Source organism: Cysteiniphilum sp. 19S12-1 (assembly GCF_052030685.1).
GTDB lineage: Bacteria > Pseudomonadota > Gammaproteobacteria > Francisellales > Francisellaceae > Caedibacter.
In genome coordinates this window covers 1-26267 of sequence record NZ_JBQAJM010000029.1, presented here as the reverse complement: position 1 = coordinate 26267, position 26267 = coordinate 1, and the positions used below count along the sequence as shown (strand labels likewise).

The 26267-nt window shown below is 39.2% G+C and carries 24 protein-coding genes; 11 read left to right on the top strand and 13 right to left on the bottom strand.

Annotation, left to right across the window (positions count from 1 at the left end; translation table 11 throughout):
• Positions 1-183 precede the first annotated feature (183 nt).
• A complete protein-coding gene (gene ggt / locus ACTS4L_RS09335) occupies positions 184-1887 on the top strand; it encodes a gamma-glutamyltransferase (RefSeq protein WP_440651973.1) in 1704 nt (567 codons plus the stop codon).
• Positions 1888-1894: 7 nt separating this feature from the next.
• On the opposite strand, the gene ACTS4L_RS09330 is transcribed toward ggt, so the two are convergent.
• Both ACTS4L_RS09330 and gltX read right to left on the bottom strand, forming a co-directional pair.
• Entirely contained in the window at positions 1895-2236 is a 342-nt protein-coding gene (locus ACTS4L_RS09330; RefSeq protein WP_440651972.1) for a hypothetical protein, read from the bottom strand.
• 128 nt (positions 2237-2364) lie between these two features.
• On the bottom strand, positions 2365-3783 hold the full coding sequence (gene gltX / locus ACTS4L_RS09325; protein WP_440615389.1) for a glutamate--tRNA ligase: 1419 nt from the start codon (positions 3781-3783) through the stop codon (positions 2365-2367).
• Positions 3784-4125: 342 nt separating this feature from the next.
• Here gltX and ACTS4L_RS09320 point away from each other — a divergent pair, with 342 nt between their 5' ends.
• Positions 4126-5019: a cation diffusion facilitator family transporter gene (locus ACTS4L_RS09320; RefSeq protein ID WP_440615388.1), complete on the top strand. Its 894-nt coding sequence runs from the start codon at positions 4126-4128 to the stop codon at positions 5017-5019.
• A gap of 2 nt (positions 5020-5021) precedes the next feature.
• Here the strand turns inward: ACTS4L_RS09320 and ACTS4L_RS09315 are convergent, their stop codons facing one another.
• Both ACTS4L_RS09315 and ACTS4L_RS09310 read right to left on the bottom strand, forming a co-directional pair.
• Positions 5022-5453, bottom strand: a complete 432-nt coding sequence (locus ACTS4L_RS09315) for an NfeD family protein (protein WP_440615387.1) — start codon at positions 5451-5453, stop codon at positions 5022-5024.
• Between the two features lie 18 nt (positions 5454-5471).
• Entirely contained in the window at positions 5472-6422 is a 951-nt protein-coding gene (locus ACTS4L_RS09310) for an SPFH domain-containing protein (RefSeq protein WP_440615386.1), read from the bottom strand.
• Positions 6423-6580: 158 nt separating this feature from the next.
• On the opposite strand from ACTS4L_RS09310, the gene ACTS4L_RS09305 reads away from it, so the two are divergent.
• From ACTS4L_RS09305 to rplY, 7 genes are all read left to right on the top strand, one after another.
• Positions 6581-7273: a response regulator transcription factor gene (locus ACTS4L_RS09305; protein ID WP_440615385.1), complete on the top strand. Its 693-nt coding sequence runs from the start codon at positions 6581-6583 to the stop codon at positions 7271-7273.
• A 4-nt stretch (positions 7274-7277) separates the two neighbouring features.
• The gene (locus ACTS4L_RS09300; protein WP_440615384.1) at positions 7278-8531 is read left to right on the top strand and encodes a sensor histidine kinase; all 1254 of its coding nucleotides are present in this window, start codon (positions 7278-7280) and stop codon (positions 8529-8531) included.
• Positions 8512-9642 carry a hypothetical protein gene (locus ACTS4L_RS09295; RefSeq protein WP_440615383.1) on the top strand — a complete coding sequence of 377 codons (1131 nt, stop codon included), beginning with the start codon at positions 8512-8514 and terminating at the stop codon, positions 9640-9642. The genes ACTS4L_RS09300 and ACTS4L_RS09295 overlap by 20 nt, the downstream gene beginning before the upstream one ends.
• 77 nt (positions 9643-9719) lie before the next feature.
• Complete coding sequence (gene ttcA / locus ACTS4L_RS09290; RefSeq protein WP_440615382.1) at positions 9720-10529, top strand: tRNA 2-thiocytidine(32) synthetase TtcA; 810 nt, start codon at positions 9720-9722, stop codon at positions 10527-10529.
• A gap of 135 nt (positions 10530-10664) precedes the next feature.
• The gene (locus ACTS4L_RS09285; protein WP_440651970.1) at positions 10665-10799 is read left to right on the top strand and encodes a hypothetical protein; all 135 of its coding nucleotides are present in this window, start codon (positions 10665-10667) and stop codon (positions 10797-10799) included.
• Positions 10800-10884: 85 nt separating this feature from the next.
• The gene (locus ACTS4L_RS09280) at positions 10885-11835 is read left to right on the top strand and encodes a ribose-phosphate pyrophosphokinase (protein ID WP_440615381.1); all 951 of its coding nucleotides are present in this window, start codon (positions 10885-10887) and stop codon (positions 11833-11835) included.
• Between the two features lie 118 nt (positions 11836-11953).
• Positions 11954-12244, top strand: coding sequence for a 50S ribosomal protein L25 (gene rplY / locus ACTS4L_RS09275; RefSeq protein ID WP_440615380.1), 291 nt, complete (start codon positions 11954-11956; stop codon positions 12242-12244).
• Between the two features lie 152 nt (positions 12245-12396).
• On the opposite strand, the gene ACTS4L_RS09270 is transcribed toward rplY, so the two are convergent.
• The 6 genes from ACTS4L_RS09270 to hfq form a co-directional block, all read right to left on the bottom strand.
• Positions 12397-12969 carry a hypothetical protein gene (locus ACTS4L_RS09270; protein WP_440615379.1) on the bottom strand — a complete coding sequence of 191 codons (573 nt, stop codon included), beginning with the start codon at positions 12967-12969 and terminating at the stop codon, positions 12397-12399.
• A gap of 293 nt (positions 12970-13262) precedes the next feature.
• Positions 13263-14537, bottom strand: coding sequence for a hypothetical protein (locus ACTS4L_RS09265; RefSeq protein ID WP_440651968.1), 1275 nt, complete (start codon positions 14535-14537; stop codon positions 13263-13265).
• Positions 14538-15113: 576 nt separating this feature from the next.
• Positions 15114-16040 carry a protease modulator HflC gene (gene hflC, locus ACTS4L_RS09260; protein ID WP_440615377.1) on the bottom strand — a complete coding sequence of 309 codons (927 nt, stop codon included), beginning with the start codon at positions 16038-16040 and terminating at the stop codon, positions 15114-15116.
• Positions 16037-17176 carry an FtsH protease activity modulator HflK gene (hflK, locus tag ACTS4L_RS09255; protein WP_440615376.1) on the bottom strand — a complete coding sequence of 380 codons (1140 nt, stop codon included), beginning with the start codon at positions 17174-17176 and terminating at the stop codon, positions 16037-16039. Before hflK ends, hflC begins: the two co-directional genes overlap by 4 nt.
• A gap of 33 nt (positions 17177-17209) precedes the next feature.
• Positions 17210-18508, bottom strand: coding sequence for a ribosome rescue GTPase HflX (gene hflX / locus ACTS4L_RS09250; protein ID WP_440615375.1), 1299 nt, complete (start codon positions 18506-18508; stop codon positions 17210-17212).
• Positions 18509-18547: 39 nt separating this feature from the next.
• Positions 18548-18916 carry an RNA chaperone Hfq gene (gene hfq, locus ACTS4L_RS09245; RefSeq protein ID WP_440615374.1) on the bottom strand — a complete coding sequence of 123 codons (369 nt, stop codon included), beginning with the start codon at positions 18914-18916 and terminating at the stop codon, positions 18548-18550.
• Positions 18917-19165: 249 nt separating this feature from the next.
• Here hfq and lepA point away from each other — a divergent pair, with 249 nt between their 5' ends.
• Entirely contained in the window at positions 19166-20953 is a 1788-nt protein-coding gene (gene lepA / locus ACTS4L_RS09240; protein ID WP_440615373.1) for a translation elongation factor 4, read from the top strand.
• 50 nt (positions 20954-21003) lie between these two features.
• Complete coding sequence (locus tag ACTS4L_RS09235) at positions 21004-21969, top strand: YheT family hydrolase (RefSeq protein ID WP_440615372.1); 966 nt, start codon at positions 21004-21006, stop codon at positions 21967-21969.
• Positions 21970-22147: 178 nt separating this feature from the next.
• Here the strand turns inward: ACTS4L_RS09235 and dnaJ are convergent, their stop codons facing one another.
• The 3 genes from dnaJ to grpE form a co-directional block, all read right to left on the bottom strand.
• The gene (gene dnaJ, locus ACTS4L_RS09230) at positions 22148-23287 is read right to left on the bottom strand and encodes a molecular chaperone DnaJ (RefSeq protein WP_440651966.1); all 1140 of its coding nucleotides are present in this window, start codon (positions 23285-23287) and stop codon (positions 22148-22150) included.
• A gap of 95 nt (positions 23288-23382) precedes the next feature.
• Positions 23383-25323, bottom strand: coding sequence for a molecular chaperone DnaK (gene dnaK, locus ACTS4L_RS09225; RefSeq protein WP_440615370.1), 1941 nt, complete (start codon positions 25321-25323; stop codon positions 23383-23385).
• A 193-nt stretch (positions 25324-25516) separates the two neighbouring features.
• The gene (gene grpE / locus ACTS4L_RS09220; protein WP_440615369.1) at positions 25517-26104 is read right to left on the bottom strand and encodes a nucleotide exchange factor GrpE; all 588 of its coding nucleotides are present in this window, start codon (positions 26102-26104) and stop codon (positions 25517-25519) included.
• Positions 26105-26267 lie beyond the last annotated feature (163 nt).

The window sequence follows — 26267 nt, the reverse complement described above, 5'->3', positions numbered from 1 at the left end:
GTTTTATTTATTTCACTCATAATCTGTGGTCGTATTTCTTAAATTCAAACATCAAAAGTGCGTAACTTCAGTTATTAGTAATTATTGGTATCGAAATGTATCATTAAAACCTTTACACTGGTGTCGCGCTTTCAAAAACACGTAAAAAAAGAAAAGGAGATTATTATGCAACGAACTATTCGTATGTTTTTTTTCATATTATGTATATCTACCTCACAGTGGTTATTTGCATTACCAGCACTGCAAGAAGGCGATCAAACAGCCTACCCCATTGTTGCAACACATGCGATGGTCTCAACACAAGAATCCCTAGCCACTCAAGCAGGTGTAAATATCCTGAAAAAAGGAGGGAATGCCGTTGATGCTGCCGTTGCTGTTGGCTTTGCTCTGGCCGTTACCCTGCCAAAAGCCGGAAATCTTGGCGGCGGTGGTTTTATGCTTATTTGGCTAAATGACAAACACAAGGCTATTGCAATTAATTATCGTGAAAAAGCACCCTCGCGTGCATCCGCCAACATGTATCTAAATGATAAAGGGCAAGTTGACAGAAATCTGATCTCTGGGACTTATTTAGCATCTGGCGTTCCAGGAACAATTGCCGGCCTTATTGACGCTCAGAAAAAATATGGCAAACTGACATTAAAAGAAGTTATGCAACCTGCAATAAAGCTTGCGGAGCATGGGTTTATTATTGATAGCACACTTTACCAGTCACTGGTTGACGCCAAACCATGGCTATCAAAACACGCAGCAACACGCGCGATATTTTATAAAAAAGACGGATCCAACTACCAAATCGGTGAGCGATTAATTCAAAAGGACCTAGCCAACACTCTTAAGCTTATTGCTAAAAATGGTAAAAAAGCCTTTTACCAAGGAGAGATTGCACAGAAAATTGCAAATGCGATGCAAAAGAATGCAGGACTCATCACCTTAGATGATCTTAAAAATTACCACATTGAAGAAATGAAACCCGTTAAAGGGAATTATCGCGGATACACTATCTACTCAATGCCCCCACCAAGCTCAGGTGGCGTGATACTCATTGAGCTTCTTAATATTTTAGAGAATTTTCCACTAGCACAATACGGACTAAACAGTGCTAAAACCATCAACTTAATGAGCAATGCGATGAGCTATGCGTATAATGATCGCAACAGTGATCTTGGAGATCCTGATTTCGTTAAAATGGACTTATCAAAGCTAACTTCCAAAGCTTATGCCAAAGCAATTGCTGATAAAATCGATCTAACAAAACACATGCCAAGCAAAGACATTGCGACCGTTAAACCGGAAGATTTAGAAAGCAATCAAACAACACATTATAGTATCGTTGACAAAGACGGCAATATGGTTGCCAACACCTACACATTGAATTACTCCTATGGCAGTGGCATTGTTGTTCCTGACACAGGGGTATTACTTAATAATGAAATGGATGATTTTACTGCTAAAGTAGGAGAGCCCAACGTTTTTGGACTTATCCAAGGCAAAGCCAATAGCATTGCACCGAACAAACGTCCATTAAGCTCAATGACACCAACAATTATTCTTGATAAAGACGGAAAACCATATATCGCTACAGGATCACCTGGCGGCAGTCGCATTATCACAACAACACTACAAGTGATTCTAAATGTAATTGATCATCAGCTTAACTTGCAAAGCGCAGTTAACGCGCCACGCATTCATAGTCAATTATGGCCTGAAGAAATTCGTATTGAAGAAGGCATCTCACCAGATACCATAAACTTGCTTGAAACAATGGGGAATATTGTTGTTAAAAAACCAGCAATGGGTGCGGCTGAATCCATCATGAAAGCAAATGGTTATGTTTATGGCGCCGCTGATCCTCGTCGACCTAGCGGCCTAGCGCTTGGTTATTAGTGACTCTCTAATGCTTTGAGCCCTGAAAAAGTGATAATAATAAGCAGATGATAAACACAAGCCATGGAATAACTATCGTGACTTCACCAAGCAAAATCGCAAGTTGCGACTTCTTCAATATCGGAAAGTAATAAGCTAAGGTCATTGCACAAACAATGGCAACTATTCCAATAAAAAGCGTATAAATAGTGATTTTATCCAATCTTTTCACCAACATGCCATTCGTCTCCACCAACCCTGTTTGAGCATTAAGTATGCCGAGCATTATTGGCTGTGTCCAGTGTGTTATATACACACCATACCCATCGCAAACCATCTTACAGTATTTCTGCCATTGAATTTCTCGCACTTTTAGGTGATTGGCTCTTGCTAAGAGTCCTAGCTATTAGCTACAACCCAATCACCCAAAATTATCAAAAACTTCCTCAACATTAAACACCGCAAAATGATTCACGATGGGTATATGCTTTTTAGACTTTATTGATCAATGAAATCAATCGCTTTCTGTAAACGCGATATAACACGCTCTTTACCAAGCCATTTCAGCGTTAATCCGATATCAGGCGACTGCCCAGAGCCGGTTATAGCAACACGCACGGGCATGCCAACTTTCCCCATGCCAAGATTTAACTCGCTGGCAACATCCTTTAACAAATGATGCAATGCAGCTTCGTCTTGCCAGAGCTCATCATTTAATTCCTCGGCCTTATTTTTGACATATTCAAGCACACTTGCAGCAGATTTAACTAAATGCTTAGCGGCAGCTTTTTCATCAAACTTATCAAACTCACGGTAAAAATAAGTCGATTGCTCAGCCAATTCTTTTAACGTTTTCACTTTTTCTGCCATCACCGGAATAAGCATATCAAACGAGGGTCCATTACTCACATCTAAGCCTTGAGTTTGAAAGTGATAAATGAGCTCTTTTGCAACTTCCTCTGTTGGCAAATGACGCATATAATGCTGATTAAGCCAATTTAATTTTTCTGTATTAAATGCTGATGCCGAAGCATTGATATCATCTAGCTCAAAGTACTGCAAAATCTCATCCATAGTAAAGACCTCCTGATCACCATGTGACCAGCCTAAGCGAATAAGATAATTAATCAATGCTTGTGGTAAATAGCCATCTTCTTTGTACTGCATGACACTAACTGCACCGTGGCGTTTAGAAAGTTTCTTGCCATCATCGCCTAAAATCATCGGCACATGTGCAAATACTGGCACTTCAGCATTCAACGCAAGATATAGATTAATCTGACGCGGCGTGTTATTGACGTGATCGTCACCACGCACCACATGGGTAATTTGCATATCCATATCATCAACGACAACACAAAAATTATACGTCGGCGAGCCATCTGAACGCTTGATAATCAAGTCATCCAGTTCACTATTGGCAATCGTGATTTCGCCTTTCACTGCATCAACCCAGCTGACCACGCCTTCTTCAGGATTCTTAAAACGAATGACATGAGGTTTTGAAATATCTGCATCACTGACATCAAGATGGCGACAATGCCCATCATAGCGCGGCTTTTGTTTGTTCGCCATTTGAGTCTCTCTTAGCTGATCCAAACGCTCGCGCGAGCAATAGCAGCGATACGCTTTGCCCTCTGCTAACAGTTGATCAATAACCGCTTGGTAACGCTCAAAGTGTTGTGTTTGATAATACGGTTCACTATCGGCATGCAACCCCAACCATTCCATACCATCTAAAATTGCCTGTACAGCTTCTGGTGTTGAGCGTTCAAGATCAGTATCCTCAACACGCAACACAAACTCGCCGTTATTTTTACGCGCATAGACCCACGAAAAAAGTGCCGTTCTTGCCCCACCAACATGCAAATACCCCGTAGGACTCGGGGCAAAACGCGTTTTTACTCTTTTAGTCACGTTATTTTACCTTAATTCACTTGTATATTATTGCCTGAAAAACGCTGACTAGTGTACTTGAAAACGCGATATGAATAAACCATGATGTTATCGTCAAAATTTGCATTTTATCTTTCATCTTTCAGCAAAGGGCTGCTACAATGAGCTAATTTTAAGCAATTTTCGGCATAACACTACGCCACTTTTATATGTCTTTCATCTACAGTTGCCATATCAACAATAGTTATTCGTTCTCACGTATTATTTATTTACTCAAAAATCCTTAGCGCTCTTTTGTTTCTTACTTTCAGTTGCAAAAAACATATCAATTTTTAAAATAAGCTTACTCTCTTAAGGTGAATCATGAGTGCTCAAACTTCACAAATAATTGAGGCTAAAACCCTCAAAGTTAATTTTATTCTTTCGATTATCTACGCGCTATTTAGCCTCGTCATTGTCTATTTCGCACAGTCTTTAACCATATTACTAGACGTCGGCTATTCAGTTATTACATTATTAATTTATGCCGCCTCACTCTATGTCATCAAAAAAATCAACCAGCCAGCTAACAAACGCTACCCTTATGGCTACCATCGTTTAGAACCTGTTTTTGTGCTCTTACAAGCAGGCTTTATTTTAATCGTTGCTGCAAGCGTTATCATTATGGCGATTGTTAACCTTATGACACATGCCGTCACACCTAACTATTTATTTGCCTTTATCGCTTCTATCACTGGCTCGCTTACTTGCAGCATAATGTATTTTTATGTACGTAATGCTGCTCGCAAAACAGGCTCAAAAATCTTGCATGCTGATGCTGAGTTATGGAAAGCGGATGCCTTACTCAGTGCCTCTGTTGATATCTCTCTTGCTATTGCTTTGATATTGGTATTTTTGGGCTTGCCACATATTGCCATCTATATCGACCCGATTATTGCTATTATCATGGGATTCGTGATCACAATCAAACCATTAAAACTCATCAAGGAAGCGGGGCTTAACTTATTAGATGCATCTGTTGCTCCTGAGTTACGTGAGAAAATCACCAACGCTGCTAATTTAATTTGTTCTAACCAAAGGTTAACCATTCAAAACAGTATCGTTACCCAATCTGGGCGATTTTTATTTGTGGATCTTCATCTAAAACTTCCTCAAACTATACCAACTCAAGAGCTACGTCATTTAAAAGCAACCTTACTCAAGTACTATAAAGACAACCATAAAGAAAATGTCATCTATGTTTACCTAAGTATTTAGGCTCATATCTTTCTTGCAACAAAGCTGGTTGATTGAACCTCTAAAATCTCAACTTCATCACCCACCTTGGCATCCTCCACCAACACACGCCATTCTGTATCTCCAATTTTGGTCTTTGCCACACCTGATTGTGTCGCTTTTGTAACAACGACAACTTGACCAATATAGCGCCCCAGACGATCATTAACATCTAACTCATTGGTTGATTGTTTTTGCTTTCTCTTTTTCAAAGCATAATAACCCAATAGCATCGATCCTAACGCAAAAATACCTGCCAATAATAGCTGCCAATTCATATGCAAATCAGGGAAAAACCACATAATAACGCCCATCAACAGTGCTGATATGGCAAAAAATAAGAAAAACATGGTCAAACTAAAAATCTCAATGATGAGCAATACACCCATTAAAATCCACCAATGCCAATATAACATTCATCACCTGCCTTTAAGTCAGCTTTTAATCTGCATTGATTTTAACAACTCACTAATGCCACCTACTGAACCAATAATATTAGAGGCTTCTAATGGCATCATAATGGTTTTGCTATTGTCTGATGAGGCAATGGCGCCCACTGCGTCAATATATTTTAATGCAACAAAATATTGAATCGCTTGAATATCCCCCTTAGCAATTGCATTAGAAACGGTTTCAGTCGCGACCGCCTCGGCTTGTGCGGTACGTTCACGCGCTTCCGCCTCACGAAATTGAGCCTCTTTATAACCTTCGGCTTCTAATGCTTGTTTCATTTTTTGCGCTTCGGCGGCAAGAATCTCGGATTGTTTTTCCCCTTCAGCTTTCAAAATAGCCGCTTGTCGCACCCCTTCAGCACGCAGAATCTCAGCGCGCTTCTCGCGCTCTGCTTTCATCTGTTGTGCCATGGCATCTAATAAATCACGAGGTGGTGTGATATCTTTTATCTCAACACGCACGATCTTAACACCCCATGGATCGGTTGCTTCATCAAGTACTGATAAAAGCTTAGCGTTCATAAAGTCACGATTTGACAACATTTCATCCAAGTCAATGCCCCCTAGCACCGTACGGATATTAGTCATGATTAAATTTTCTAATGCTAAAGGCAAATCATTGATCACATAAGTTACTTTCTTTGCATCAAGCACTTGAAAAAAGGCAACACCATCGACTTGCACACTGGCGTTATCGCGACTGATCACTTCCTGCTTTCTGACATTTAATACTGTCTCCTTTAAACTCACACGACTACGCACTCGATCGATTAAAGGAAAGATGATGTTTAAGCCCGGATGCAAGGTTTTATAGTAGCGCCCAAAGCGCTCAACCACAAACTCGGAGGCCTGTGGCACCACCTTAACTGAGGCAAAAACAAATACAACTGCTAAAACAATAATTACAATCGGAATCAGTGAATGAAGTGCCATTTTTTAATACTCCTGTAAATTGATATTTCACTTAGAAAGTGTAGTTAGTTTCGCTCTATTTTCCAAGCATTTGCAGTAAATCACCTTGATTTGTTTTACAACCACAAAAAACCATCTACACTGAAATTCACAATCATGTACGATATATATGTCTGCTTATGGATACTATTGCAATAATTGATGATGAATTAGATATTCGCGAAGGGCTTGCCAGTTACCTTCAACAGAATCATTTTGATACTGCCGTTTTTGAAGATGGTCTAACCTTTTTAGAGAACTTCCAAAAGCGTGACTTTTCATTGGTGATCCTCGATGTGATGATGCCTAAAATCGATGGTCTTGAGGTGTGTCGTGAGTTAAGAAAAAAATCCAGTGTCCCGGTGATTTTCTTATCGGCAGCCGGAGAGGCATTTGATCGCATTTTAGGACTTGAAGTCGGTGCGGATGACTATATTAGTAAACCTTTTAACCCACGTGAGGTGCTTGTTAGAGTTAAAACAGTCTTGCGTCGCCGCGGCAATACCAGCAATAGCACACATGGCGCGATCGAAACAATCGACTGGGTGATTTCCCCTAATAAGCGTACATTGACCTACCCTGATGGTGAAGAAATCAAATTCACCCCTGCAGTTTACGAGCTCTTTGAATATTTGTATCAGCACAAAGGCGAAACCGTTTCGCGCGAGCAAACCTTTGAAGCGCTTTTGAAACGTCCATTTGAGGAGTTTGATCGCACGATTGATATCCGCATTAGCCGCCTACGCAAAATGCTTGATAATAATTCTCAAGATGGTACAAGCTATATCCAGACAATTAAAGGCTCTGGTTACTTATTTGATTTAAAAGACTAAAGATATGAATATCAACCTTCGCAAAGTCATTCGTAGTCAGAAAAAAGCTTTTCATATCGGCATAAGCTGTGCATTTTTTTTGATCTTATTGCAATTTATTACCTCAAGTTATTATGTTTATTCTGGAGTCAACTTTCAACGCTCAGCCGAGATTAAAAACTATGACCCGACAAAACAAAATGACATATCAACCTTAAACTTATTCGATCTTGCCAGCATTGATAGTAATGAAGATAATTATATCCATGATCGCTTTGCTTTTTATTCGACCTTTCCATCATGTACATCATTAGGGATTTCACAACTTTTGAACAAAGTTGAAAAACCTATTCATAAGTGTGAAAGTTTCCTAAACAGCAATGGCAATTGGCTTAATGTGGTTTATTATTCAAAATTCCAACTTAACACACCGGTAAGTATCGTCTTTGGGATTGTTGTTGCGGTATTGTTTTTATTTATATTATTGTTTTTAATCCAGATCAAATGGAGCATCCCTTTTTTTGAGTTTCAGCGTTTTGCACAAGATATGGGCTTACGCCTTGAAGCCACACCGATTCAAATGAAACACGGAATTTTCGCCAAAGAAACAGCGGATACTTTTAACTTTATGCAAGATCGTATTAATCACGTGTTAACCTATCAAAATAAGCTTCTTGCAATGACCTGTCATGATATTAGAACGCCATTGGCACGCATCCAAGGGCGCCGCTTAAAAGATCAAAGTGCGCTTTCTCTTAAGGATCAACGCGATATTCATGAAATTAATCATATGCTGGATGATTTGGTTCTTTTTTCTAAAGAAAATTGGTTAAGCGGCATTCAATTTGAACAAACTAATATTTGTGATTTCTTTGATGATCTGATTGCTGAGTACATCGAAAATGATAGGAGCGTGCGCTTGATCAATCAGATGGATGATGACTTAGAGCTTGATCTTAAAAAACCAGCATTTAAGCGCGCTATTAATAATATTATCAATAATGGTCTAAAGCATGGTACGAAGGTGATTATTACTTTACAAACACAGATACAAGAATCTGCCAAATCATTATTGATTATTGATATTTTGGATGACGGCCCAGGAATCCCCGAGAATGAAATTAACAATATATTCACCCCTTTTTATACAGGATCCTCAACGAAGAAAGGTAATGGTTTAGGTCTTGCAATTACCAAGGAGATCATCGACATTCACCAAGGAAAACTAAAAGTAAGTAATGCAAAAACAGGAGGCCTTAATGTTCAGATTATCATCTAGAATTTGGCGGCTGAATGTGCTATTGCTACTTGGTTGTTTTATCTCTTCAGGCGTTGCTTTTACCTTATATTCTGCTTTTATTATTCAAAAAGTCGCCTTGCATGATGTTTATTACAATAGCCGACTCTACACATCTACCTATCACTTTTTATTGGTCAGCTTATTTTCAATCGGCTTTTTTTTGCTACCTTTTTTAAATATTTTTTCAAAAAGATTTGACAACAAACGCCTACTATTTATTTGCCTTACGTTACAACTTATCTCCATACTGACACTTTATTATCACTTTAGCTTTATGAGTCTTTTGTTTTCTGCTGTATCAATGTCATTAGCCAATATTATCTTTGTTGTAATCATTTTAAATTTATGGGCAATAACCCCTACTAAATATCGTTTTTTTATTATCTCGATTACTTATGCGATTAAAACCGTAATCCTCACCCTTTTCTTCAATGCGACCTATAACTATCATCAATTAGTCAATCATCCATATTTTCTGTTGTTTTGTGCGATGTTTATTTTAATCAGTGCTATTATCTTAATTTTTTGCAGCTTAGATTTTAAACGCAAAGCAGTCTATCACAGCTATACCGATCATTTATTTATCAACATCTTTTATCTTATGCGCCATTCTCGCGTATTTTTCAAAACAGCAGCAATTGCCATTATTATCACTGTAGTATTTATTTACCTAGATAAAATCAAGTTCCAAGCACTGGCAAACTACAGTGATCACTTAACGCCCAAACTATTCTTACAAACTGCTCCTATTAATCTATTACTGGCAACGATTATTTGCTATATCGCCAGTATTAAAAAACTCAAAACCCAGCTTGCCATTTTGCTTATTGTGATCTTTTGTGTCAGCTCCATAACACTGTTAACGATGCTGTACTTAAGCAAGGATACGAGCATTAATTTATTCTTTAGCTCACTGTTTATTACTGACCAAACCATTGCCTTTCTTGCTTATGCCTTTATTATTGGCATTTGTATCGATAAATTACTCAATGAATTCAAACGCAGTCAACTGTTTGCTTTTAGTGTATTTTATGTATTAACAGGCATTATGGTGTGGACAGTTTTGCAGATTTTAAATGCGGTATTTTAAATCGGTCAGCTATATCATTTTGTGAAGACACACCGAACTGATATACTATGCCAAATTTTTAATACGCATCTAAGATAATGATTGAAATAGCTAACCTTATCAAACCTCATACAACGCCAGATGCACTGCCATTAAATAAGCTTGAAAAACGCCTTTTGCGCAAAGTTGGACATGCAATTGAAGACTTTAATATGATTGAGGCTAATGATAAGGTTATGGTCTGTTTATCCGGTGGTAAGGACTCTTATACCTTACTCCAGCTGTTATTGATTCTGCAAAAAAAGGCACCGATTCACTTTGATATTATTGCCGTCAATCTTGACCAAAAACAACCTGGCTTCCCAGAGGAGGTATTGCCTGAGTATTTGAGTAAGCTTGGCATTGAATATCATATTATTGAGCGCGACACCTATAGTGTGGTTAAACGTGTGATCCCTGAGGGTAAGACAACCTGCGGCTTATGTTCACGTATGCGTCGTGGGATTCTGTATGATTTTGCACATGAAAATAAGGTCACCAAGATCGCTTTAGGACATCACAAAGATGATATTATTGAAACCTTCTTTTTGAATCTTTTTTATAATGGTCAAATCAAGGCGATGCCCGCTAAACTTAAAAGTGATGATGAGCGCAATATCGTCATTCGCCCATTAGCCTATGTTGCCGAAAATGAAATCAAAGCTTACGCACAACACATGAATTTCCCAATTATTCCTTGTAATCTATGTGGCTCACAAGAGAACCTACAACGCCAAAAAATTAAAGAAATGCTTCATGACATGGAGACCCAAACACCCGGACGCAAAGAAGTTATTTTCTCTTCACTGCAAAAAGTTGCCCCATCTCAACTACTTGATCATACGCTATTTGATTTCAAATCCCTGTAGCCCATTTAGCCCACCTGTGGCGCGCAAGGTCAAGTAATAACCTCACACACCACATCCCCCTGCGCTTTCACTTGTGCATACTAACACTTAGTCTTCGTGTATGAATAGCCATTTTATGTAACGATTTGTTTACATGTGTTAACCGCACCTGCCTTAAGGAATCCGCCATTGCATAAAGGTGGAATCTCAGCAATTTCTAATGCAAAAGGCTTATGTATTATGGTGAAACTTATTGCAGTTAAAGAAAACACTTCAACGTGGATTTTATGATGATGACTAAAAAAACCTTTATATTTTTTCAAAATTGGGTATATTCTCTAAGCAAATTTCAGCAATCAAATTTTAGGATAACTCCATGTCAGATCTGATGCTTTTTAGTGGGCGCGCAAGTAGCGCATTAACTGAAGAAATCTCTCATTTTTTAGGTGTACAAGTAGGGCGTGCTACGGTTTCTAGCTTTAGCGATGGCGAATCTCATATTGAGATTATCGATAACGTTAGAGGCCGTGATGTCTTTATCGTACAATCCACTTGCCCTCCGACTAATGATCACATTATGGAGTTGATGTTCTTAACTGATGCGCTGCGCCGTTCATCCGCCGGACGCATCACCGCGGTAATTCCTTACTTTGGTTACGCGCGTCAAGATCGCCGTGTGCGTTCATCGCGTGTACCAATTTCAGCACGTGTTGTTGCTGATATGTTAACCGGTGCTGGTATTGATCGTTTATTAACTGTTGATATTCATGCCGAGCAGATTCAAGGCTTTTTTAATATCCCTTTAGATAACGTCTATGGCACACCGATTTTATTGGATTATATTCGCTCATGCCGCTTAGAAAATCCAATTGTCGTCTCACCTGATGTCGGTGGCGTGGTACGCGCGCGCGCCATGGCTAAAGCACTTAACACTGACCTTGCGATTATTGATAAGCGCCGTCAAAAAGCCAATGAATCTGAAGTGATGAATATCATTGGCGATATTAATGGTCGTCATTGCTTGATTGTTGATGATATCGTTGATACAGCTGGCACACTATGCAAAGCCGCACAAGCACTTATTGATCACGGTGCAAAGAAAGTATCCGCATATTGTGTTCATCCCGTGCTATCTGGCAAAGCCATTGAAAATATCGAAGGCTCTGTTCTTGAGGAACTCGTCGTTACTAATTCCATTCCATTACATAGTACAGCCCTTAAGTGTAAGAAGATCAAAACGCTATCATTAGCCCCAATGCTCTCAGAAGCGATTCGTCGCACCAATAATGAAGAATCTATTAGCTTAATGTTTTGTGATCTGATTTAGGTCTTAACTTTCCTTAGCTTTTTTGTTAGAATCCACGAGCTTTCTCGTCAGGGTCGCATGATAAGAAAGTTTTTTAATATAAAATTTAACTTTAAATATACGTTTTAAGGAAATTAAAATGACAGAGTTTACGCTACACGCGGAATTAAAAACTGAAACAGGTACAGGTGCGAGCCGCCGCCTACGTAAAGCAGGGAAAGTTCCTGCAATTATCTATGGCAACGGTTCTGAAGCAACAGCTATCATCCTTGATCACAACAAGATCTTGCATGCTACTGAAAACAAAGCGTTCTATACAGCAACTGTTACTATCGATATCAATGGTAAAACTGAAAGCGTTAAGATCAAAGCATTACAACGCCATCCATTTAAGCCAAAAATCCTTCACGCTGACTTTATTCGCGCGTAATTAAAGCGAATATTCTTACAACAACGTTGGCTGAGCATGAGTCGAAGCCAAACGCCTTATTTTATTGTTAATTCAACGCTTAAAGACCCTTCGACTCACGCTCAGGGCACTATAATACCTTAAGGCAGCTGAGCTTTCCTTTTCTTCAAAAATCAAAATGAAATCGCGGAGCCCGTGATTAAATCATCCAAACTTTGTAAAGGTCCAAGCGGTTTAATCTCATCAATATAGGCCTTGCGTTTAGGCTCACCTGACCAAAGCTTATAAACAACTAATTGATCTTGAAGAATAAACACCGCTTGAAAGCGCCAACCTTCTTTCATAATCTCCTTACGAAATCCTGTTAAGTCCAAAAATGCATTGCCAATACGATCTTCGTACTCGTAATCAACATTGACAACATATGCTTGACAGCGTTTAAATAGGCTCAAACATTCAGCAACAGGCTCAGGGATGTTCTTACCGGTGCTTAATGGGTCAAACCGAATACGGATATCCAGATAGTTTTCAATTTTGACGTTATTGGCAACATAAGGATCAAACCCCATATGATTAAGCTCAGTCACAGTTGTTTTATTTGGAGAAACCTCATCATAAACACTCTGGATACTATTGAATGTCTGCCAATGATCATTACGCTCAACTTTTTTCGATGGCAATAAAAAGCTACATCCAGACAAAAATGCTGCGGTCGCACAATATATTATAACCAGTCGCCATTTCATTGGTTAATCCTTAGCCGTTTTATGTTCCATATGCCAAGTATAGTTTATAATTTAGGATGTAAATGCTTCTAATTTAAAAATTGCTCATCTTAAATAAAACAAAAAATATAAAACTTAACGCAGATTACAAAGCAAAGGGTTAACTTATTTTTGTGCATGTAGTATAGTGATGAATCGTTTGTGAGCATTGCTTGCGTTTTTTTAATTAATAAAAAAGGGGGTTTTTATGTTTAATAATGTTGACTATTCCAAATGTATCACTGCTAATTTTTTTAACGAAGCTTAGCAAATCTTCAATCAAAATTCATTTTGATTGCACCTGAAAAGAAACTTGACTTTTGGGGCATAGTATACTTATTATCCAATAATCTATAACTATTTAATTGTTTTGAAAAATCTTTGCAGTGTACTGGCAAGTCTTTTATCAACAAAACATCATCAGTGTTCTGAAATGTATTCGGTCGATCTGCTATTACAGAGAAACTAATAGATGACAGTTTTTGCAAAAGTACCCCACCTCCCACAATTGGGATGTTACCTAATTCGTCTGCATACACTTTAATTAAGCGCTTAACATTGGCACATAGTTCCACAATGTTGGCAATATGCTCTGGACGGTACATCATCGTATGATATGGGATACTAAAATAGTGTGTATACTTTTGATTAATTGCGAAGTTGGATGAAGTCAAAATAAAAGGAGGGTTTTTAGGCTTGTAAAACTCATGATATGCTTGTTGAATTTCTTGTAATGGTAATGTTATATCGTTATCCGCCAATCTATGGATCACACTATAGCCACAAACCGCATCAAGCAGATGGTTTATGACATTACTTAAATAATAAAAGTTCTTAATATTTGAGTGATGAACTTTAATATAATTTAGAATAATATCCTGATATAAGCTCTTTGTATTTGATGCTTGATTGCTTCCCATTAGTTTTTTTAATATATATTCTCGTATATGCCAAGCATGGACATTATTTTTTAGCAATTCCGTTAACTCTTCAGGAAATCCAATATAGACAAATCGCCAATCACTTTTTACTCCTCTAGCAATGTTGCGGATAACGGAAAAGTCAGTACCATCATTGGATGGTGAATAAAATTTTTCCGTTATGCCCATCGCACTTTGCATCTTAGCATACTTTGAATACTGCTTGTAAGTACTGACTATAATTGGAACTCTTGTTCCTGCACAAACACTCCACGTTGATATTACATTAATCTTTTGTGTATAGGAAAATTTACTCATATAAGCAAAATCTCCTACTATTGCCAACTCACCAGGAATAACATAATTTCCAAGCTCCATAAAAAAGTGCATCGATTTTTCAACAACCATACCAAAAGGAATATTATCAGCAACAATATTACCGTCCGGATCATAGAAATAATCAGCATCACAGATTAAATCACCATAACGATAGCTATATTTAGTAAATTCGTACTTCTCGATACCATCGACAGTATCTAGCAATGCCACAAACTCTGGATTGGCTTTATGCATTAATATACGCACATCTGCCCAATTTAATTTCTCTACACCCACTTCTCTTTTCTCCACCCCATTTTTATTATTATCATTCTTTTTTACTTAGTAACTTAGATTACGCACTTTTTTTATTTCAACACGACTTACCCGTGCAGCTTTATTTATCTCAACTAAATAGCTAATCGTACCCTGAGCAAAGTCGAAGGGTAACTCAAAAACAATCACGGACTTCGACTGACGCTCAGTACACGGTTCCATAATACAGTTTAGTCACAGCCTACATTTTCGTAATATAATTTAGTTATAGCAATACAGCAATCTACCATACACCTCATTACTTAATGCAATACGAATGCACTTAAAAACTAAAGTCAAAACATGTTAAGTATTATCCATAAATTTAATGTTGCTGTATAGTTTGCAAGCTTAAAGAATGATAAAAAAATCAGCAATAGAATACCTTGGTAATAATGCAAAAATAAGCTGAGTTTTAACTATACCCCTCACCCGAGCAGCTTAAGCTGCACGACCTCTCCCACAAGGGGAGAGGTACTAGTTGATGCAACTTATTATTGATTCATTACTTGGTTATAAGAGATTCTTATTTGCAAGGTAATCCAATTACCCTAAGAATTGATATCAGCGTAGTTATTTTGTTGGGGCAAGATTGGCTGCTTTTGCTGCTGCGGGTGAATGATAAGAATTAAAGTAATCAAAGAATTTGCCTTCTGGTTTTAAGATAAATACATCCTCTTTTTTGCCACTAAAACTCATTTGATAAGCCTGCATACTACGCCAGAAGTTATAGAAGCGCTCTGACTTGCCATAAGCATCTGTATAAATTTCAGCTGCTTTTGCATCAGCTTTGGCTTTGATTTGCTTAGCATCACGATCGGCTTGCGCCAATGTTATTGTCACCGTCGCATCGGCATCCGCGCGAATTGACTCTGACATTTGCTCACCTTGTGCGCGAATCGAAGATGCTACTTTTTGACGCTCTGAACGCATTCTTTGGTAAATTGATTCCGTCACTGTTTCAGGTAGATCAATCTGCTTAATACGCACATCAACAACGTCAATACCGATCTTCTTCGCTTGCTCTTGTACGCTCTTTGTTAATGTTTGCATTAATTGATCACGCTCATTATTAATCAACCCTTGAATATCAATCTTACCAACCTCAGCACGTAAGGATGCTTCCAAGAACTGTCTTAATAATAATTCAGCGCGTGAGTCATTGCCTGAAACACTACGATAGAACTGTGAAATATTATCAATCTTCCACTCTAAATACGCATCAACAATGACATCTTTTTGTTCATTGGTGACCACACGCGATGAGTCAACTGTCAACGTGCGCAAACGCATATCATAGACTTTGACTTGCTCAACAAGTGGAATTTTAAAATGCAGCCCTGGCGTGTAAACCTTAACCTGACCATCACTGGTTTGATTTAATTCCCCAAGCTTTAAAATCACCGCTTCATTACCTTGATTAACACGAAACATTGAACTAAATATCAGTAGCAATGCCACGATTACAACAACGATTAGACCCATTAATTTATTGCTCATCGCTGACCTCCTTGAACCGTTGAAGAAATTGCCAGCGGTGATAAATTATCACCATAAAATAGGTTTTTAGCACCATCGCCATCAACGATATAAAGCTTATTATTTTTAAATATATTTTCCATCGTTTGATAATATAATTGATTCTCAATAATACTTGGGTTTTGCTGATACACAGGTAACAGCTGACTGAAGTTTGCGACATTACCTTCAGCCTCTAACACAACTTTTGACTGGTAAGCACGCGCCTCATCCATAATCCGTTGCGCACGCCCCTTCGCTACTGGCACAACTTTATTGGCATAGCTTTGCGCCTCGTTTTGCACACGCTCACGATCTTCACGTGCTTTAATCACATCATCAAAGGCGCTTTTAACCTCAGCTGGCGCTTGTGCTGGCTGCATAATGACTTCATTGACCAAAATACCCGTTTCGTACTTATTCAAAAGCTTCTCTAATTCTTTTTGCACTTCTAACGTAATCTGCGTTCTTGACGTCGTTAGAATCTTCTCTAGTTTATTTTCACCAACCACTTGACGTACTGCACTTTCAAGCGCTTGACGCAAGATAAGCTCTGGGTTATTCGTGGCAAATAAATAATCTTCTAAATTAGCAATACGGTATTGTACTGAGAATGACACATGCACAATATTCTCTTCAGAGGTGAGCATTTGCTTATCAAGCTTTATCGTATTTAACACTTCAACATCTTTTTTTATCACACTGACAAAGCCAGGCGCATGCCAATGCATCCCAGGACCTTCAATGCTTGAAAATTTACCAAAGGTCAATACGGCAGCCTGTTGCGCTGGTTGCACCACATAAACACCCATACCTGCCCAAATAATAACAGCTGCTGCAACCACACCAATAGCGATTTTCTTAACCGGTAATGGCTTTTGATCGGCACTACGCGAGTAAATACTTTTACGCTGATTATCATCCTTACGCGGTGGCTCATTATTGTTGTTACTATTGTTATTATGATCGCCGCCATGATTATTACCACTACTACCACCATTGCCAGATGAATTATTATCTTGCTTACGCCCTTTGCCTAGGAATCGGCGGATTGCTTCTTCTAAGTCGGGTGGCCCTTGATTAAATACCTTACGTCGTGACAGAAATTTCAATGCCATAGATACTACTTTTGATTTGCTCTTTCAGTACCGCTAATGGTGACTAAATTTTGCTATTAACTCAAGCTTATTATTTCGACATATCGCATCAAAATCATTTTTTGCAATGTGTATTGTTAATTGATATTCACCTGCATCCGTTATTTGCTCTTTTTCAACCACGCCTAGTTGATAAAATGCTGCACGCACTTTGCCTTCATTCGGCAATAAGGTCAAAACACCTTTGAGCCATTCTTGGTTAAAGTGCTTAGCGATTGATTCATATAGATATTCAATCCCATCACCGGTTTGCGCTGAAAGATATACATCCGCAGGACGATCTTCATGATAGACAATATGCGGTGTTAAGTTATTCAAACAGTCAATTTTATTATATACATTGAGTATCGGTTTATCATCCGCTTCAATCTGCTGTAGCACCACTTTAACTTGCTCGATATAGGCACGATGATGCTCATCGGCATAGTCAATCACATGCACTAATAGGTCTGCTTCAATTGCCTCTTCAAGCGTAGCACAAAACGCTTCAACCAAATCATGTGGCAAATTTCGGATAAAGCCCACAGTATCGGATAATACCACCTCACCTAATTTAGGAACATCGATTTTACGCAAGGTTGGATCTAACGTTGCAAACAACTGATCTTTGGCTAAAACGCTTGCTCCACTTAAATGATTAAACAATGTCGATTTACCGGCATTGGTATAACCAACAAAAGCAATCGTTGGCACATCATTTTTCTGACGTGACGCGCGGCTTAAGCCACGTTGCTTTTTGACTTTTTCCAGACGTTTTTCAATTTGAGCAATGCGCTGTCGTAATAGACGCCGATCCAGCTCAAGCTGCGTTTCACCAGGTCCACCGCGAACACCAATACCACCCTTTTGTCGTTCCAAGTGCGTCCAGCCACGCACCAAACGTGTCGCAGCATAGTTTAATTGCGCTAACTCAACCTGAAGTTTACCCTCATGCGTTTGCGCGCGTTGTGAGAATATCTCCAAAATCAAACGCGTGCGATCAATCACTTTGCAATTTAATGCTTTTTCGATGTTGCGCTCTTGTGAAGGCGTAATACTATGATTAAAAACCACCAGATCAATCTCATGCTCTTCAATCATTGCTTTAATCTCTTCAAGCTTGCCTTTGCCACAAAAGTATTTAGGATCAGGCTGCGAGCGACGTGCCGTTATCGTCTGTATAATTTGCCAATTAGCAGCATGCACCAATCCATTAAGCTCAGAAAGCTCGGCATTTAATTCAGGTTTAGATGAAAAATCGATATCGATAAGTAGGCAGTTTTCACCTACCTCATGTTCTTGAAAGATCTCCAAAGAAAGATCCTCTTAATGTCTTTATGTTATAGATAAATATTATTGTTGCTGCGCAGATTGTTGGTTGTAATGCTCATCTGAATTATTTGCATCATCATATGACTCTTCGAATGATGTTTCTTCGATAGATTCAAAACCATCTTCTTGATCTGAGTTATGGTTTTGCTGACCATGATTTGGATTATAATTGCTATAAACCAAACGCACTGCTTTGGCAGGAACTACTGTTGAGATCGCATGCTTATAAACCATTTGATTGACGCTGTTGCGCAATACGATAGAAAATTGATCAAATGCTTCAATAACGCCTTGCAACTTAATGCCGTTTACCAAGTAAATTGATACAGAAATTTTCTCTTTTCTTAATGCATTTAAAAACGGATCTTGCAAAGATGCGATTCTAGACATAGTAATATCCTCTTTATTGTTCTTTAATAGTTATAATAATTTTAGTTAAGGTTATTTACCTCGCAGCTTAGACTGCTGGCAGGCATTCTATCACTATCCTTGACCATAACAAAGGATAATAGCGGGATTTTTATGCGCAAACTGCATTTTTGATTAAGACAGAACAATTCCTCACACAACTGATGATTCCTTTTATATCATTTTTTCGGCATAATGCTCACCATAATAAAATAGCTACTACACAAGCATATGCAACACATCCGAAACTTTTCTATTATTGCGCATATTGACCATGGCAAATCAACGCTTTCTGATCGCTTTATTCAAGTCTGTCAAGGGTTGACTGATCGTGAAATGAAACAACAAGTACTCGACTCGATGGATATTGAGCGCGAACGTGGTATCACTATCAAGGCGCAAAGTGTGACTTTAAACTATACCGCCAAAGATGGGCAGACTTATCAACTAAACTTTATTGATACTCCCGGACATGTTGACTTTTCATACGAAGTATCACGCTCATTGGCAGCTTGTGAAGGTGCATTACTCGTTGTAGATGCAGCACAAGGCGTTGAAGCGCAAACGGTTGCCAACTGCTATACTGCGATAGAGCAAAACTTAGAAGTCATTCCGGTACTTAATAAAATTGACCTGCCATCTGCTGAGCCTGAGCGTGTATGCGCTGAGATTGAAGACATTATTGGCATTGAAGCCGTTGGAGCTACGACCTGTAGCGCTAAAACCAGCTTAGGTGTTGAAGACGTTCTAGAGACGATTATCGCTAAAATACCTGCCCCTGTTGGTGATTTAAATGCACCATTGCAAGCCTTGATTATCGACTCGTGGTTTGACCCATACCTTGGTGTTGTATCACTTGTGCGTATTCGTAATGGACAATTGCAAGTCGGAGATAAGATTAAAGTCATGTCGTCAGGACAAACCCATCAAGTCGATCAACTTGGCATTTTCACACCAAAGATGAATAAATTACAAACCCTAAAGGCAGGTGAAGTTGGGTTTATTGTCGCTGGCATTAAAGATATTCATGGCGCACCTGTAGGCGACACATTAACCTTAGCCAAAAACCCTACTGACAAACCTGTTCCTGGGTTTAAAAAAGTTCAGCCACAAGTCTATGCCGGCATGTTCCCGATTAGTGCGGATGATTTTGAAGCATTCCGCGAGGCATTAGAAAAATTAAGCTTAAATGATGCTTCTCTTTTCTTTGAACCTGAAGTCTCGCAGGCACTTGGCTTTGGTTTTCGTTGTGGCTTCTTGGGACTTCTGCACATGGAAATTATTCAAGAACGCTTGGAGCGTGAATACAACCTTGACTTGATCACTTCAGCGCCAACGGTTATTTACAAAGTAACACTTAAAAATGGTGAAGAGATTGAAGTCGACAATCCATCGAAACTGCCTGAGCCTTCTGCCATTGCTGAGGTATGTGAACCCATTGTTCGCGCGTCTATTTTAGTACCGCAAGATTATGTTGGCGCGATTATCACCCTTTGTGTTGAAAAGCGTGGCACACAAGTCGATATGAACTATTTAGGCCGTCAAGTATCTATCATTTATGACATCCCGATGATCGAGGTGGTTTCTGATTTCTTTGATCGTTTGAAATCTGTTAGTCGCGGCTACGCCTCGCTTGATTATGAATTGCAACGCTATGAAGCTGCCAACATGGTGCTCTTAGATATCCTTATTAATGGCGAGAAAGTCGATGCCCTTGCCAGCATCGTCCACAAAGATCAATCCGTTTACAAAGGGCGCGAGTTGGTTGAACGCTTAAAAGAGCTCATTCCAAGACAGATGTTTGAAGTGGCTATTCAAGCGGCAATTGGTGGTGCTATCATCGCTCGAAGCACCGTTAAAGCGATGCGTAAAAACGTTCTTGCTAAATGTTATGGTGGAGATGTATCACGTAAGCGAAAACTTCTTGAAAAACAAAAAGCCGGTAAAAAACGCATGAAACAAGTTGGTAACGTTGAAGTACCACAAGAAGCATTTTTATCCGTGCTTAAAAAGAATTAAATAAGAAAACAATCACCACCATTACCCCAAATCATTAGGCATTTTAGCGTATGGACTTTAACCCGATTAAACTTTCTGCCAAATGGCAAACCGTTGTCAGCAGTATGGTTGGCATACACTCAAACCCACCAAACACGCAAACTCATTATCTAGAGCTTCAAGACGGTGACCAGCTTAAACTTTCTATATCCCACGCAGGTGCGACGACGAAAAATATTACCGTTGTGATGTTTCACGGTCTTTCCGGTGATGAGAACTCTTCATATATGGTACGCATTGCAAAAAAGCTACTTAACTTAAACTATCACGTTGTCCGTGTTAATCATCGTGGTGCGAATAAACATTTATTGCCACTGGCTAGAAATATTTACCATGCAGGGAAAAGCGAGGATATTTATGCTGTATTAAAATATATTGCACAGCTAGATAACCAAACTCAACTCATTCCCATTGGCTTTTCTATCTCAGGCAATATGTTACTCAAGGCACTGGCTGAGCATAGCAATAGCGATGCTCTACCGATTAAACACGCCATTGCAATTGCGCCACCAATGGATTTATTAGCAAGCATGGCCAAACTTTCGCAGAAGAATAATGCGATTTTTAATCGACACTTTGCCAAACGCTTATATAAGCTTTTTAAACATCGCGCCATTACCCATAATCACTATCAAACGTTTCAAGAAAGAGCTGCTACGTTACCTAAAAATTATGGCGTGTATGAAATCGATGAGACCTTTACGGCAAAGGAGGCAGGGTTTGTTACAGCACATGAGTATTACACCCATTCAAGCGCCAAAAACTATCTTGCCAAAATAATATATCAAACCACCATCGTCTGCGATCACGATGACCCGTTTGTTGATAATCGCTTTGCCATTGGGCTTTTGCATACAAATATCGATATTCAATGGACCCATAAGGGCGGTCATATGGGTTATTTATCGAGATGCAAAGGCTTGCGCCCTTTTGAGTTTTGGCTTGATAAAAAGCTTATTTCACTTATTGAAAGCTAAGACTAAATGTCCACCCATAATTAATCACCGCACCCTGAGCGTAAGTCGAAGGGTAAGCTTGGAAAGGTCACACTTCATAGAGGCTTCGACTTATGCTCAGCCAACGCCTATACAATCAAAGTGGGCAGGAACATGGTCATTGCCTATTGACAGCTAAAAAATAAGAAATAAAAAGCCATTAACTGCCGGCAAAAAACTCTTTAACATTATCAAACCACGATTTTGATTTTGGTGAATGTGTTTGATGTTCACCAATCGAATCACCAAATGCCTCTAACAGTTCGCGCTGTTTACTATTGAGATTAATCGGTGTCTCGACGGTGACCTTACACATCAAATCACCCATGCTATTACCACGCAGGGCTTTAACACCCTTGCCTCTTAGTCTAAACATTTTGCCTGTTTGTGTTTCAGCAGGGATCTTAAGTTTCACTTTACCATCAATCGTTGGCACATCGAGCTCACCACCTAAGCACGCTGTCATAATACTAATAGGTACTTCACAATATAGATCCGAACCGTTACGCTCAAAAATCGCATGCTCTTTGACATGTACTTGCACATATAAATCACCCGCTGGCGCACCATTTTCACCGGCTTCACCTTCGCCTGATAATCTGATTCTATCACCGATATCAACACCTGCTGGAATTTTCACAGAAAGTGATTTAACATCCTGTTTACGACCTTGACCATGACATACACGACATGGATCTTTAATTGTAGATCCACTACCATGGCACGTCGGACAGGTCTGTTCAACTGAGAAGAAACCTTGTGACATACGCACAGCTCCCGCGCCATGGCAAGTGCCACAAGTCTGCTTACCTGAACCACCCGAACCATGACAGCTATCACATGAAACATAGGTTGGGACTTTGATCTTTTTGGTTGTGCCGTGCACTGCCTCTTCAAGTGTGATTTCTAGATTGTATTGTAAATCATTACCACGCCTGCTTTGAGCTCGTGATGAGCGCCCTGATCTTTGACCACCAGCGCCACCAAAAATATCACCAAAGATATCACCAAAGATATCACCAAATATGTCGCCAAAGCCTTGTTGACCACCACCAAAGCCGCCATGTCCACCCGCTTGATTGACTCCGGCATGACCGAATTGATCATAGGCGGCACGCTTTTGTGGATCACTTAAAATTTCATAGGCTTCAGACGCTTCTTTAAACTTAGCCTCGGCATCTTTATCATTAGGGTTTCGATCTGGGTGATATTTCATTGCCAACTTACGATATGAACGCTTGAGCTCTTGTTCTGTTGCGCTCTTGGATACTCCTAATACTTCATAATAATCTCTAGGCATAGTGCTACCATTATTCTATTTCAATTCAAAACGCTATAAAAAATGCGGGACATGCCCGCATTTTTCAAGTTAAAAGTATCGTTTATTTCGATGAATTATTTTTTATCGTCATCTTTAACTTCTTCAAACTCAGCATCAACCACATTATCATCTGCCTTTTGCTGTGTTTGTTCTTCAGATGAAGCACCTGCTTCAGCATTCGCCTGACCTTGCGTTTGCTCATAAGCTTTTTGTGCAATCGGTGCAAATGCCTCTTCTAATGCTTTTGTTTTTGCTTCGATGTCATCTTTATTATCTGTTTTTAATACAGCTTCTAAATCAGTACATGCCGCTTCAACTTTTGCTTTTTCATCTTCAGAAACTTTGCCCTCTAAGTCTTTTAATGACTTACGAGCGCTGTGCAATAAGTTGTCACCAGTATTGCGTGCTGAGACCAACTCATGGAACTTCTTATCGGTTTCAGCATTGGCTTCAGCATCTTGAACCATATTGTTAATATCATCTTCAGACAAGCCACTTGATGCTTTGATCACAATAGTTTGCTCTTTGCCAGTTGCTTTGTCTTTTGCCGATACATTCAAAATGCCATTGGCATCAATATCAAAAGTTACTTCAATTTGTGGCATGCCACGTTGTGCTGGTGGAATATCTGATAAGTCAAATCTACCCAGTGACTTATTCGCAGACGCCATCTCACGCTCACCTTGCAATACATGAATAGTTACCGCTGGCTGATTATCTTCTGCTGTTGAGAAAACTTGTGATTTCTTCGTTGGGATCGTCGTGTTGCGCTCGATCAACTTAGTCATCACGCCACCCATTGTTTCAATACCAAGAGACAGTGGTGTTACATCAAGAAGCAATACATCTTTAACATCACCTGCTAATACACCCCCTTGAATCGCGGCCCCCATTGCAACTGCTTCATCAGGGTTTACATCACGACGTGGCTCTTTACCAAAGAATGCTTTAACTTCTTCTTGTACTTTCGGCATACGTGTTTGACCACCAACCAATAATACATCTGTGATGTCAGATACTTTAAGACCTGCATCTTGTAATGCTTTTTTGCACGGCTCAATTGAGCGCTTGACTAGATCTTCAACCAATGATTCAAACTTAGCACGTGTTACTTTGATGTTTAAATGCTTAGGACCCGTTGCATCTGCGGTGATATATGGCAAATTCACATCAGTTTGTTGTGCAGATGATAATTCAATCTTAGCTTTCTCAGCTGCTTCACGTAAACGCTGAAGTGCCAAGGTGTCATTATGTAGATCAATACCACTTTCTTTCTTGAACTCATCGATCAAGTAGTTCATTAATGCTACGTCAAAGTCTTCACCACCTAGGAAAGTATCGCCATTTGTTGCTAATACTTCAATTTGGCTATCGCCATCAACATTTGCAATTTCAATGATAGATACATCAAATGTACCACCACCTAAGTCATACACGGCAATGGTTTGATCTGCTTTTTGCTTATCCATACCATAAGCAAGTGCTGCTGCTGTTGGCTCATTGATAATACGCTTAACATCTAAGCCCGCAATGCGACCTGCGTCTTTTGTTGCTTGACGTTGTGCATCATTAAAATAAGCAGGAACAGTAATTACCGCTTCGGTTACCGTCTCGCCCAAGAAATCTTCTGCGGTTTTTTTCATTTTACGCAATACTTCAGCAGATACTTGCGGCGGCGCCATTTTTTTATCTTTTAACACTTCAACCCAAGCATCACCATTATCTGCTTTGATCACTTTGTATGGTACCTTTTTAACGATATCGTCTTGCACCACTTTCTCGTCAAATTTGCGTCCAATTAAACGCTTAACAGCAAATAGCGTATTGTGTGGATTCGTTACTGCTTGGCGCTTAGCTGCTTGCCCTACTAAAATCTCACCACCTTCAGTGTATGCCACAATTGAAGGGGTTGTACGCGCACCCTCTGCATTTTCGATAACTCGAGCCGTCTTGCCGTCCATTACTGCAACACAAGAGTTTGTTGTACCTAAATCTATACCAATAATTTTACCCATTATGATCTCCTTTTATTTCAACGCTCAAAAATATGTTGACGCGTTTTTATTTTTCAAGTTTTTATTTTATTTATTTCTTTAACTTTTTCATTCTATCAGTCTAGTTTTTGTCGTTAACGACTTGCCACATCAGGGCGTATGCAATACGCCCCTACATCGACAACATCTGCAAAATGATCAAAAATATAAAATCTTAGTTTTTCACCACCAATACACGTGCCGGACGAATAACACGATTATTCAATTCATAACCCTTTTGAAATACATTCATCACCATATTGTCATCCATTTCAGGATTAGGCGACATTGCCATTGCTTCATGTTTATTTGGATCAAAAACTTCACCATGCGGATCAAGTTGTGTCACACCAAATTTCTCTAGTGTGTCGACCAACATCTTCATCGTTAAGTCAACACCTTCCGCCATTGCTTTGGCTTCCTCAGACTCAGCTGAGACTTCAGCAGCCTTCTCCATGCTATCAAGCACAGGTAAGAGCGCATTGGCGAATTTTTCTAAGGCAAACTTATGTGCATTCTCAACATCCTTTTGTGCACGACGTCGAATATTCTCCATCTCAGCATGCGCACGCAATACTTTGTCATCGGCAGTGGCAACAGTTTCTTGCATATTATCAATCGTTGTTTTGAGTGACTCATTTTCTTTGCGAAGCGCAATCACTTCATCAATCATATCTTGAGATTCAGTGTCTTCCTGATCAGCAGCTTCCCCTGCCATCAACTCAAAATCTTCTTCGTGCTGTTTCGGATGTTTATGCGACATTGATACACCTTAAATTATTTTTTAGATTTTTATTACGGCGTAACAATTGTGGGCGCTTTTGCGCTTTTCAAGGAATTATTTTAATATATTAGATGACAATTAGCTTTACCGGTCACGACAACTAGAATTGCCGGTCAAATCATGTAGGCTATTCCTTAATCAA

Coding starts and splice junctions, on each gene's coding strand:
- ggt (WP_440651973.1), top strand. CDS start 184: ATGTTTTTTTTCATATTATGTATATCTACCTCACAGTGGTTATTTGCA.
- ACTS4L_RS09320 (WP_440615388.1), top strand. CDS start 4,126: ATGAGTGCTCAAACTTCACAAATAATTGAGGCTAAAACCCTCAAAGTT.
- ACTS4L_RS09315 (WP_440615387.1), bottom strand. CDS start 5,453: ATGTTATATTGGCATTGGTGGATTTTAATGGGTGTATTGCTCATCATT.
- ACTS4L_RS09310 (WP_440615386.1), bottom strand. CDS start 6,422: ATGGCACTTCATTCACTGATTCCGATTGTAATTATTGTTTTAGCAGTT.
- ACTS4L_RS09305 (WP_440615385.1), top strand. CDS start 6,581: ATGGATACTATTGCAATAATTGATGATGAATTAGATATTCGCGAAGGG.
- ACTS4L_RS09300 (WP_440615384.1), top strand. CDS start 7,278: ATGAATATCAACCTTCGCAAAGTCATTCGTAGTCAGAAAAAAGCTTTT.
- ACTS4L_RS09295 (WP_440615383.1), top strand. CDS start 8,512: ATGTTCAGATTATCATCTAGAATTTGGCGGCTGAATGTGCTATTGCTA.
- ttcA (WP_440615382.1), top strand. CDS start 9,720: ATGATTGAAATAGCTAACCTTATCAAACCTCATACAACGCCAGATGCA.
- ACTS4L_RS09280 (WP_440615381.1), top strand. CDS start 10,885: ATGTCAGATCTGATGCTTTTTAGTGGGCGCGCAAGTAGCGCATTAACT.
- rplY (WP_440615380.1), top strand. CDS start 11,954: ATGACAGAGTTTACGCTACACGCGGAATTAAAAACTGAAACAGGTACA.
- ACTS4L_RS09270 (WP_440615379.1), bottom strand. CDS start 12,969: ATGAAATGGCGACTGGTTATAATATATTGTGCGACCGCAGCATTTTTG.
- hflC (WP_440615377.1), bottom strand. CDS start 16,040: ATGAGCAATAAATTAATGGGTCTAATCGTTGTTGTAATCGTGGCATTG.
- hflK (WP_440615376.1), bottom strand. CDS start 17,176: ATGGCATTGAAATTTCTGTCACGACGTAAGGTATTTAATCAAGGGCCA.
- hfq (WP_440615374.1), bottom strand. CDS start 18,916: ATGTCTAGAATCGCATCTTTGCAAGATCCGTTTTTAAATGCATTAAGA.
- lepA (WP_440615373.1), top strand. CDS start 19,166: ATGCAACACATCCGAAACTTTTCTATTATTGCGCATATTGACCATGGC.
- ACTS4L_RS09235 (WP_440615372.1), top strand. CDS start 21,004: ATGGACTTTAACCCGATTAAACTTTCTGCCAAATGGCAAACCGTTGTC.
- dnaJ (WP_440651966.1), bottom strand. CDS start 23,287: ATGCCTAGAGATTATTATGAAGTATTAGGAGTATCCAAGAGCGCAACA.
- dnaK (WP_440615370.1), bottom strand. CDS start 25,323: ATGGGTAAAATTATTGGTATAGATTTAGGTACAACAAACTCTTGTGTT.
- grpE (WP_440615369.1), bottom strand. CDS start 26,104: ATGTCGCATAAACATCCGAAACAGCACGAAGAAGATTTTGAGTTGATG.